The sequence below is a fragment of the Flavicella sp. genome, from assembly GCF_037132785.1.
In the GTDB taxonomy this organism is placed as follows: domain Bacteria; phylum Bacteroidota; class Bacteroidia; order Flavobacteriales; family Flavobacteriaceae; genus Flavicella.
Map to the genome: position 1 here is coordinate 1 of NZ_JBAHZZ010000100.1, position 10,967 is coordinate 10,967.

Sequence of the window (10,967 nt, forward strand, 5' to 3'; positions counted from 1 at the left end):
CGCGGTCTATTGTTCAGTTTTTCTTGAATAACTAAGAGTTGTTTTTCGCTTATTTCATTAAAATTGGTTCCTTTAGGAAGGTATCTTCTAATGAGTCCATTGGTGTTTTCATTGGTTCCTCTTTCCCAGGAAGAATAAGGGTGAGCAAAGAAAATTTTCATAGTTGTATTTTTAGTTATTTTTTCGTGTCTTGCCATTTCAATTCCGTTATCATATGTCATAGTTTTTTTAAAAATGGGATTCACGTTGTTTAAGATTTTGCTAAACTCTTTAGCAACTTCCTCTGCTTTTTTACTCTTTAACTTTATGATTAATACAGCTCTAGTTTTACGTTCTACAATAGTTCCAATAGCCGATTTATGGTTTTTTCCAATAACTAAATCACCTTCCCAAAGTCCAACTTCTTGTCTGAGTTCAATATGTTTTGGTCTGTTGTCAATACTGACTTGGTTGATTATTTTACTGCCACCACCCCTTCTTTTTTTAGAGGGTCTCCTTCTTGTTTTTTTTACGTACAAGAAGCTTGATTAATTTTTTATTTAAACTCGCTTGTGGCCTTGGGTAAATGTGTCTATAAATGGCTTAGTGAGAAATTGACATTATAGGATCATTAGGATATAATTCTTTAAGTCTTCCTGAAATTTGCTCTGGAGTCCAATTAGATAATAGTCCTTTATAGAGAAAAAATCTTAGTAGTGTATGTTGACTAATTTTATCTAGATTCCTCTTGTTTGCATAATCATCTTTGGCACACCAATGCGATAAATCAGCATCGTATTTATCATCAGGATTACTCACTAATTTATTCACTTCTCGACTAATTGTAGAACGAGCTCTATTTAGTGTTTTTGCGATGTATGCTTTGGTCTTTTCTTCTTCTAAAAGAGTCTGAATAATCACTCTTTCTTTTAAGGTAAGTCGTCTATGTTTTTTTACTTCCATTTTACTAATCTAGTATTTTAGATTTGTTGCGTTAAGTTATTGAATGGAGGTTCTAGTGTGAATTTATATTTTCAAGATGAAGCTAGATTTGGAATGATGGACATCTTGGTAGGTATTTAACTGCTTCAGGTATAAAACCAATAGTTTCCTATCAACATGTCTATAAAACAACTTACCTATACGGAAGTTATTCGCCAATAAATGGTGATCGTTTTGTTTGGGAAATTAACGGTGTAAATACTGCTATATTTGAATCTTATTTAAATGAATTCTCTAAATATAAACCTAATGAATATAAAATAGTGATCATTGATAACGCTGGTTTTCATTCAACTAAAAATATTGAAAATACCAGACAATATTTTTCTCTTAAGAATACCTACCTATAACCCTGAGTTAAATCCTTGTGAACAAATTTGGCAGTATATTAAAAATAGATACAAAAATCAACAGTTCGAAACGATGAAGAATTTAACAAACTGGCTACACGAAACTGTAAATAAAATGAGTCCTGAAACGATCAAGTCTATAACCGGAAATCATCATTATATCAAGGTATTTAATACGGTATTATAAATTTAAATCGGTATAAGTGCAACGCTAGATCACTTTGATTGGTAATTTGTTTTTTTTGCTTAAAAAGCAAAAACAAAACACGGGTTTTAACACGGTGGGATTTACTTCTTTTACGAAGATTTTCTAAATATATTTACTCTCGTTTACGTCAAAGGTTCTTAATAATCCATGCTGAAAGATAAAAAACACATCAATCAAATGGAAATATAATTGGTGTACCTTAATCAATCATTTTGATGTTTATTTGGTGTTAATCTAATCTCACCTTAGATGATTACTTTAGGTATGTAAAAGGCTAAGTTAAAATATACTATAGAAACTTAAAAACCCTGTCGAAGACTATAATTATAGACTTATCTCGATGATATTACTGACAGGGTTTAATGAATCAAGATCTGTAATGGATTATTATTAAATCTTATTCGGATTAATTGGTAACAGTTTTGATTACTCTAATATTTAACACCTTTTATTATACTTTTTTCCTTAGTTTAGATAAGCGCTTTTTGATGAATTTTATTTGACTTTTTGATCTCTAATTCAACGATAATCACAAAGGGCTTATTTTCTTTGTTTTTTTTCAATGTAATAAAAAAATCATGCTTTGCGATTTCTTGTATTTGTAAAAGTTTATCTGGATTTGATAAAAGATATGCTTTTTTAATAAGTTGCCCTTTTTTAAGTTTTACCCTATATTTTCCAGTAATAGGTTTGTTAAAAACAACCATGTTGATCTTATTTTTATCTTTGGGTTTTGTATAATACCCCCAACTTTGTTTTGTTAATCCAGCATATTCACAGTCATATATAACACGGCCGTTTATTGTCATCCATTTTCCAATTTCTTTTGAAATAAATATTTCTTCACTACGAAAGCTTCCATCTCCTTTGGGACCGAAATTCAATAAAAAATTACCGTTTTGAGAGGTGCATTGTACCAACATTTCAATAAGTTCATCAGGCGTTTTTACATGACTAATTGTCCAATCTTTATGATATCCCCATTGATTTTCAGGAATGGTCATACAACATTCCCAATCATTTTTTGTTACATTTACATCCCAAGGCGCTGGTAGTCTACGCTCATATCCAGATTCGTAATCTCCCATTAAAACTCCATTTGAGTCGAAATGTCGACTTCCATATTCATCTGCACGCATTCTACTGTTTACAATCAGACCTGGACTTAATTCTTTTAATTTCTTCTCTAATTCATAAGAGAACTTACCATTGTCTTTCCAACATTGATCCCATGTTCCATCAAACCATAAACCTTTAACAGCTGGGTAGCGTTCTATTAATTCTATAAGTTGATTTTCTGTGTATTTCATTAGCTTTTGAAACGCTTCTTGATCTTTTTTGGTTTCTAATTTATACCTCCAGTCTGGATGATGCCAGTCCAATACCGAATAATAAAAATTGACATCAATACCTTCTTTTGTATAGGCATCAACAAACTCACCTAAGAGATCTTTTTTATAAAGACTACCTTCAATATCAAAATCTGTATACTTACTAGGCCATAAACAAAACCCCTCATGATGCTTTGTAGTAATAGTAACATATTTGACGCCCATGTTTTTTGCCATTTTAGCCCATTTAGTTGCGTTGAACTTTTTTGGGTTGAATTTGTGTTGAAGAGAATCCCAAGTAGCCGTAGGAATCTTGGCTGAGCTTTTTAGAAATTCAGCTGCATAAGTATAGGTTTTTCCTTCCCAAATTCCACCAGGAATAGCATATAAACCCCAATGGATAAATTGACCAAATCGATTTTGACGCCATTTTTTCATTGCATTATCTTGACGAGGTAATTTATTCAATTGACCATATTTTACCTCTTTTTTAGTCGTTGTCTGTGCGTTTGTTATAGTACTGACAAGTATCAATATCAAACAAGCTGAAATTATTTTTTTCATCTAAAAGAGGGGAATTAAAATACAATATTTTCTTTCATAATTGTCTTTTGTTTTTTTACATTGAAAGTTCTTGATTACTTAGTTGTTATAGCTTTTTCCTTTTTTTTTAACAATTGATTTGATAAGGTTTTTACCTTTTTTCAAAATCACGTTTTTAATAACTATAGTGCGTTTTGTAGTGTTTAAAAAACCAACTTGAACCAATTAAGGTCAAGTTGATTTGGATATTGTATTTTAATTGTACCCTGGGTTTTGTTCAAGCACTGCTCCCGAATTGGCATCAATTGCCGATTGCGGAATTGGCCACAATACATTGTGATCTGCTATAAGGTCTCCAGATGCTGGATTCATTGCTCTAACACGCTCTAATAATTTTCCAGTTCTTAGCAGTGTAATTCGTCTTGGAAACTCTCCCAGTAATTCTCTTGCTCGTTCATCCAAAAGATAATCAATATCTACATCTCCAGGATCTACAGAAGTAGCATTTGCTCTGTTTCTAACGATATTAATACTGGCTGCCGCTTCGGTGAGTTTTCCTTGTTTTAATTGAGCTTCTGCCAATAAGAGATAGGTTTCTGCCAGTCTGATTTTTATTCTGTCTTTTAAGCTGCTAAGGAATGAAGGATTGTCAGCTGTTACACCAAAATTAAATTTGGTAGTTGATTCATATAGTCTTCCATTTCTTCTTAAATCTTCTGTTATTGGATATTCCTGACCATAATTTTCATGCGACGGATCATTGTACCAATATTGAGTTTTAATGTTGTGAACAGAAGCTCTTATGTCCTGATTTTCATAAGAAGCTATCCAAGAAGGCAAAGGCTGTACTCTTCCTAAACCTCGACCACCTAGTGAATCTGCTAATTGCATACCTGTCAGATTAGAATAGTAAGGAACCCAAGTTCTTCGAGACCAATCTGTAAACCTTTCTTCTCCACCACCAACAACATTATATTGTTGCTGAATTACCCATATGGTTTCTGTATTTCCACTGGATGTATTTTGATTGTTTTCTTTAAACATATCAGAAAACACATCACCAGATTCATTTGTTGTTGATCCAAATCGTTCCGTCATCAAACTGAAATTTGAATTTTGAGTCACCAATTTAGCAGAATTTTCAGCCATAAGATTTTCTCCAGCCTGTAAATACATCTCTGCAAGAAAATGTTGCGCAGCCGCTTGTATCAATTTACCTTCTGTATCCGTAGTTTCTGGAAGGTTTTGGCTGGCAAATTCTAGATCTTGTATGATGAAATCTAAAACTTCTTCAACCGATTGTCTTGTGTAATCTAATCTAAATGGTTTTGCTACTGTTGACACCAAAGGAACAGCACCATAAAAAGTCACCAAATCTCGGAAGGCATAAGCTCTAATAAATCTAGCCTCTGCTAAAATCCTACTTTTATCAGAAGTATTATCCCAATCTATATTTTCATTTTCGGTTGCTTCAATTACAAGATTTGCATTTCCAATTAGGCCGTAGGCCCAATTCCAATAACCGGCAACAATCGTTGAAGTAGGAGTCAATTTAGTTCCGTATTCTTCAAAAGGTGTAATCTGTGTATTTGCCCAGCCAACTCTGGCTACATCTGTACCTACAAACATTGGGGCATACATCAAACCTCCGCCATACCAGCCCCATTCATCTCGAACTTTAATATATAAGCCTGTTAAAGCCGTGTCAAATCCACGTGTATTGGTGAATGAATTTTCTGGTGCTAAAAAACTTTTAGGGTCTTCGTCTAGAAAATCGTCATTACAAGCTGTTGTAATTGACAATCCAATGATTGCTAATAAGATCTGAAATATTTTTTGAATTTTCATTTTATGTTTTTTTTGATTAAAGACTAAGGTTTACTCCTAACATGATGGTTCTTGCATTTGGATAGGCCGCAAAATTAGAACTAGCTTCTGGGTCGTATCCAATAAAATCTGTGAAAGTATACAAATTACGACCACTTAAAAACACTCTTAATTTTTGTAAACCAGATGAACTTAATGTATTTTCTGAAAAATTATAAGAAAGGGAAATATCCTTGACTCTAACATAGCTTGCATCTTGGTAATATTGGTGTCCTAGGAAGTTTTCATTATATCCTGGAGATACATAAGTATTACTTGGATTCTCTGGCGTCCAATAAGGAACGTTTACGTAGTTTGTGTTTTTTTCCATAAGCCAACTTCCGGGGTTTAATAAATTATTTTGTTTTGTAATTCCTTGAACAGTATTGATATAAACAGAAAGTGTAAATTGTTTGTATTTAAAAGTGTTTGTAAAACCTCCAGTCCATTCAGGTAAACGTGAGCCTATAATTTGCCTATCATCTCCGTCGATAATACCATCCCCGTTTAAATCTTCAATTTTCGCATATCCAGGTTTAGCGTCTGGTTGTTGCGAGTTGGCTATGTCATCACCTGTTTGCCATACGCCAATCATTTTATAATCGTAATAAACTTGCAAAGATTCTCCGATAAACCAATTATTTCCAATGTCATCTATACCATCACCACGCAACGCTACAATTTCATCCCTGTTTAAGGAAAGATTTAACGAACTCGACCATTCAAAATTGTCTTTCTTTATATTGATGGTGTTTAAGTTAAGTTCAAGCCCCCAGTTTTCTGTTTTTCCAATATTAACTAAAACAGATTTATATCCATTAATTATTGGAATGGAACGTGACATTAACAAGTCTTCAGTTTGGCTTTTATAATATTCAATACTTCCTGAAATTCGTCTGTTGTTTAAACTGTAATCCAATGCAAGATTAAAACTTTTCTTTGTCTCCCACCTAAGGTCTGGGTTTCCTATGCCATCAATTACAGTTCCGTTTACAGTTGTTTCATTATCTCCATATACATAGTTTAAGATTGAAAAGTTATCAAGTGTTTGATAAGGAGCCACTGCCATATTTCCATTTTTACCGTAAGAAGTTCTTACTTTTAAAAAGTCAATAGTGGAAGCTAGATTTGAGTTGTTGAAAAATTTCTCATTGCTTATTGTCCACGCCAGAGCTGCAGATGGAAAGAATCCGTATTTATTGTTTTTACCAAATCCTGAATACCCATCTTTTCGACCAGTAAAGGTTACAGAATATTTGCTATCAAAAGTATAATTAAACCTTCCCATATACGATACTAAATCAGTTTTTGTCTCCTCAGAAAAAATTTCTTTTGATTCGGCGGCTTCTAAATTATGATATAAATTATCATCCGTAACAAAACCTTTACCTCTAGCTTCGGTATTCACAAAATTATTTGATTCTCTACTATAAAGTGCTGTAATGTCAAACCGGTTTTTCCCTATGGTTGTATTGTATTTAAAAATGTTTTCCATTGTCCAATCTGTATCACTATAGTTTCCTTTAAAGGCTTGTCCTTTAGGCTGCAGTCCTGTCAACGTTGTAATTGGATAATAGCTACCATTTTCTCTATAGTAGTTATTGATGCCAAAAATTATTTTATAAGACAGTCCTTTAACTGAAGGTATTTTGATGTCTGCAAATAAATTAACTAAAACTCTTTTGGTGGTTTTATCATTCGTTGCGCCATAATTAGCAAAAGGATTCGAATAATAACTTTGAGGTTGTTGTGGGTAATGGGTATAATTTCCGTTTTCATCTCGAAGTTTTCCATATGGGCTCATTTTTAATGCATTGGTTAGGTTTGGAGAAATTCCGCCAATATCTTTAAAAGTAAATTGTAGGTTGGAACCTACACTAACAAAATTATTGATTTTATAATTTATATTGGTTCTGGTAGACAAGCGTTTCATTCCACTGCCTTGTAGAACACCTTCTTGATCTAAGGAAGAGATAGAAGAATAGTATTTTGTTCTTTCAGTACCACCACTTAGACTTATCTGATGTTCGTTTTGAAATGCTGTACGTAATACCAAATCTTGCCAATCAATTTCAGTTCCCGCTTGGTATTGAGGTATTTCATCTGAAAACAATAAGTTTTCTGGCGACAAATCAGTTTCTCCACGATGTGAATTCCAATCCTGTAATAATTTTATGTAACCAGCTCCATCCATAAGATCTAGTTTTGTTTCGGAAGTTTGCATGGCAGAATATCCTCTGTACTCAATACGGGTTTTCCCAACATGTCCTCTTTTTGTAGTAATAATAATAACACCATTAGAAGCTCTTGATCCATAAATTGCGGTAGAAGAAGCATCTTTTAATATTGAAATGGATTCCATATCTGCTGGAGCAATATCATTTAATGTACCACTATATTCTATTCCATCTAAAATAATTAATGGAGAATTCCCGGCTGTAAGAGAATTTTCTCCTCTAATTCTTATAGTTGCTGTTGATCCAGGAGTAGAATTGGAATTTATGATTCTCAACCCCGTAGCTCTACCTTGTAAACCATCAAGGATATTTATATTAGGCATGCTTTCAAGTTCTTCTGCCTTAATTGAAACAACAGACCCTGTTAAATCCTTTTTTTGTTGCGTTCCATAACCAACTACAATTACTTCATCGAGTTCTGATGCATCTTCCTCTAGAATAACATTTATAGAAGTTTCATTAGAAACGATAATTTCAATTGTTTTCATGCCTATATATGAAAAGACAAGAATATCACCTTCAGTTGCATTTATTACGTAGTTACCGTAAAAGTCGGTTGTTGTTCCAGTTGTTGTGCCTTTTATAAAAACGGTTACTCCTGGCAATTCACCTCCTGATAAATCGGAAACAATACCAGAGATATTCATAGTTTGATTAGAATCCAAGTCTAGTACCCGATTTAAAATTATATGATTATCAGTAATGGAAAAAGAAATTCCTCTGTTTTTTAACACAGAAGTAAGAATTCTATTAATTGTCTTATTTTTAAAATCTAAGGATACTATTTGTTTCATGTCTAGCTGAGTGTCGTTGTAAAACACACTAACTTTACTCAGACGTTCCACTTCTTCAAACATTTCTTTTAAGGAAACATTATCCATTTTAATAGTAATTGTCTTTTGTGAATAGACACTGGCTGACATTTGAAAAAGAGTAACTAAAAATAAAAAAGTAGTTATTTTCATAATTCGTCTTGTTTTAGATGAAAAGTTATAACCTTCATCTAAGATTGAAATGATGTTGTTTTTCATTATTGGTAAAAGATTGGTTAGCCCCAACAGGGGATTATTTATTTAAGTTTTCGTATTAGGACACGAACTCAAGAGAGGAGTTTTAGTGCGCTTTTTTCTATTTCACAGTGCCCTCCTTTCTATAGATATAAACTGTAGCATCTTCTATTTTATAATTAATATTAGAAACCTTTTGAAGAATTTCCATCATTTCTTTTAAGCTTTCCGTTTTAATTGTCATGGTAAACTTTTCTGTATATTTAAATAGTGGATCAACCTTGATGTCAACATCATACCATCGCTCCATTTTTTTTATTACATCTGAAAATGAAGCATTACTAAATCTCAGTTTGTTTTCTTTCCAAGATGTATAAAGATCAATATTTACATTTCGTATTGTAATTTTATCGGTTTTTTTGGAGTAAACAATTTGCTGCCCAGGTTTCATTAATATAGATTTTCCAATTCCTGATATTGAGAATGCTATACTTCCTTCTTCCAAGGAAGCTGTAATGTATTCGTCATCAGGATAAGAGCATATATTAAAACGTGTACCATATACTATAATTTTTACATCTCCTAGGTCTACGGTAAAAGGTGATTTTGATTTTTTTTCTACTTGAAAATAAGCTTTACCTTGAAGACTTAAACTCCTGTGATTAATATTAAATCCTTGATTGTTAGTTAACTTGCTCTCTGAGCTCAGCCACACTTTTGAACCATCAACTAATAAAACTTGTGATTTTTGACCTCGTTGTGTCATAACAGAAACAATTGCATTTTCATGAGGGTTGAATATGTGTTTTTCAACAAGTATTAAGGAAATTAGAAAAGCAATAACCGCAGCAAATTGCCATATTCGAACTGTCTGAATTTTTATTATAGACTTTTCCTTTCTTTTGAAATCTAACTTTTTAGAAAGTTCTTCCCAGCGAGAATCTATATGGCTATTAAATCCATACATGTCTGACGACTGATATGTCTCATTGTATTCATCAAATAATTGCCTGTTTTTTTTGGAGGTTTCTAGTTTGTTTTTTAGGTCTTCTATCTCTTCTTTTTTTAGTGTCTTTTCAAAAAATCGAAAAATAGTATTTCTTGTTTTTATGTTCATTTAGTTCTTTATTACAATAGCTAATACAGGTTATCTGTATTTTACCCCTACAAAAAGTAAAATCTATTTTAGATTTATAATATTTCAACAATAACAATGAGGTCAATACGCATGAATAATTGCTTCAATAAATGAGTTCGGGGGGAATCATAAAACAAATTGTTTTACAATATTCTAATTACACCAATTTGACTTTTAAATGACGTAATAATAATTTGGAATATTTTTTATTTAGATAAACAATAAAAATAGAAGCATAGCCCCGTTACGGTTTTGTTTTTGTGTGAAATATGAATGAAAAAGAAACGAATTTAATGCGTTATTTGAATGTTAAAATGGTATTAAAGTGTAATTAGAATTAGGCTTCCTTAGGAAATAATGTAGTGTGTTTTAAATAAAATGATATATGAAGATCAAATAATTTAGCGTTTTGAAACCTAAGTTTTCTGAGCCATTTAATTATTAATGAATAGAGAAATTAGAATAACTGTTATATATTCATGTAATTCCAGTTTTAACTTTTTGAATGCTCTACTCATTTGTGTCTCAATAGTTTTAATGGAGATATTTAATTCCTCTGCTATTTCTCGATATTTCTTACCTTCTTTTCTGCTTAATAAAAATATTTTTCGACATTTGGTTGGGAGATTTGAAATGATATTATTTATTTTTTCGTCTAATTCCTTACCAAGAAGGGAGTCATGTACATTAAACTCAGTTCTTTTAGAATATGCAACTTTTAAAACCTCTTGATAAGCATTACGATTCTTAATTTTATGAAGCTCATTGATACTTGTATTTTGTATAGCCTGAAATAAGTAAGACTTTTCTGTAGTTTGATCTTTTAACGATGCTCGGTTTTTCCAGATTTTTAAAAACACCTCCTGTACCATTTCCTCGGATAAATTTGGGTCACATAAAAACTTATTGGCAAAAGCACAAAGTCTTGCGAAATATTTTCGATACAACAGTTCAAAGGCTTTATCGTCCCCTAATTTTATTCTTCCAAGAATAGTATTGGCCATATATTATATAAATAATTGCGCTAAAGTAATAAAACTATTCTGAGTTACACGTCTAGTGTCTGTTTTGTATTTTTTTGATATTTAGGTTTTTGTAGTACCATTCTAAGAATTGTTTTATGAAAAATGGATTCTTTGTATTGTGACCTATTAATTCTAAAACAAAACTTGGCTTCAAGGTTGTAACGCAACAAAACGTTTTAGTTTTATGATGTTACTAAGCTACAATTTTAAGTTCAATATCCATCATTTCTTTTGGTGTTTTATATCCAAGTATCTTTCTAGGTCTATTGTTTAGTTTTTCT

At 32.0% G+C, this 10,967-nt stretch carries 7 protein-coding genes and 2 pseudogenes; 1 reads left to right on the forward strand and 8 read right to left on the reverse strand.

Annotation, left to right across the window (positions count from 1 at the left end):
- Nucleotides 1–518: IS30 family transposase (locus tag V5787_RS06750; protein WP_336892497.1), on the reverse strand; the 518-nt coding region annotated here is incomplete at its 3' end.
- 64 nt (nucleotides 519–582) lie between these two features.
- Nucleotides 583–942 (reverse strand): helix-turn-helix domain-containing protein, encoded by a 360-nt coding sequence (locus V5787_RS06755; protein WP_336892498.1) that lies wholly within the window; start codon nucleotides 940–942, stop codon nucleotides 583–585.
- Nucleotides 943–1,139: 197 nt separating this feature from the next.
- On the opposite strand from V5787_RS06755, the pseudogene V5787_RS06760 reads away from it, so the two are divergent.
- Nucleotides 1,140–1,356, forward strand: a pseudogene (locus V5787_RS06760) (transposase); the annotation flags it as partial.
- 653 nt (nucleotides 1,357–2,009) lie between these two features.
- On the opposite strand, the gene V5787_RS06765 reads toward V5787_RS06760, so the two are convergent.
- From V5787_RS06765 to V5787_RS06790, 6 genes and pseudogenes are all read right to left on the reverse strand, one after another.
- Nucleotides 2,010–3,434, reverse strand: a complete 1,425-nt coding sequence (locus tag V5787_RS06765; protein ID WP_336892499.1) for an alpha-L-fucosidase — start codon at nucleotides 3,432–3,434, stop codon at nucleotides 2,010–2,012.
- A gap of 234 nt (nucleotides 3,435–3,668) precedes the next feature.
- On the reverse strand, nucleotides 3,669–5,261 hold the full coding sequence (locus V5787_RS06770) for a RagB/SusD family nutrient uptake outer membrane protein (protein ID WP_336892500.1): 1,593 nt from the start codon (nucleotides 5,259–5,261) through the stop codon (nucleotides 3,669–3,671).
- 16 nt (nucleotides 5,262–5,277) lie between these two features.
- Nucleotides 5,278–8,547, reverse strand: coding sequence for a TonB-dependent receptor (locus tag V5787_RS06775; protein WP_336892501.1), 3,270 nt, complete (start codon nucleotides 8,545–8,547; stop codon nucleotides 5,278–5,280).
- A gap of 97 nt (nucleotides 8,548–8,644) precedes the next feature.
- Complete coding sequence (locus tag V5787_RS06780) at nucleotides 8,645–9,640, reverse strand: FecR family protein (RefSeq protein WP_336892502.1); 996 nt, start codon at nucleotides 9,638–9,640, stop codon at nucleotides 8,645–8,647.
- 455 nt (nucleotides 9,641–10,095) lie between these two features.
- Nucleotides 10,096–10,665 (reverse strand): RNA polymerase sigma-70 factor, encoded by a 570-nt coding sequence (locus V5787_RS06785; protein ID WP_336892503.1) that lies wholly within the window; start codon nucleotides 10,663–10,665, stop codon nucleotides 10,096–10,098.
- A 44-nt stretch (nucleotides 10,666–10,709) separates the two neighbouring features.
- Nucleotides 10,710–10,832 (reverse strand): annotated as a pseudogene (locus V5787_RS06790) (IS1595 family transposase); the annotation flags it as partial.
- Between the last annotated feature and the right edge of the window lie 135 nt (nucleotides 10,833–10,967).

Bases quoted from the DNA above. Each gene is read 5' to 3' on its own strand.
- V5787_RS06755 (WP_336892498.1), bottom strand. From the start codon at position 942: ATGGAAGTAAAAAAACATAGACGACTTACCTTAAAAGAAAGAGTGATT.
- V5787_RS06765 (WP_336892499.1), bottom strand. From the start codon at position 3,434: ATGAAAAAAATAATTTCAGCTTGTTTGATATTGATACTTGTCAGTACT.
- V5787_RS06770 (WP_336892500.1), bottom strand. From the start codon at position 5,261: ATGAAAATTCAAAAAATATTTCAGATCTTATTAGCAATCATTGGATTG.
- V5787_RS06775 (WP_336892501.1), bottom strand. From the start codon at position 8,547: ATGAAAAACAACATCATTTCAATCTTAGATGAAGGTTATAACTTTTCA.
- V5787_RS06780 (WP_336892502.1), bottom strand. From the start codon at position 9,640: ATGAACATAAAAACAAGAAATACTATTTTTCGATTTTTTGAAAAGACA.
- V5787_RS06785 (WP_336892503.1), bottom strand. From the start codon at position 10,665: ATGGCCAATACTATTCTTGGAAGAATAAAATTAGGGGACGATAAAGCC.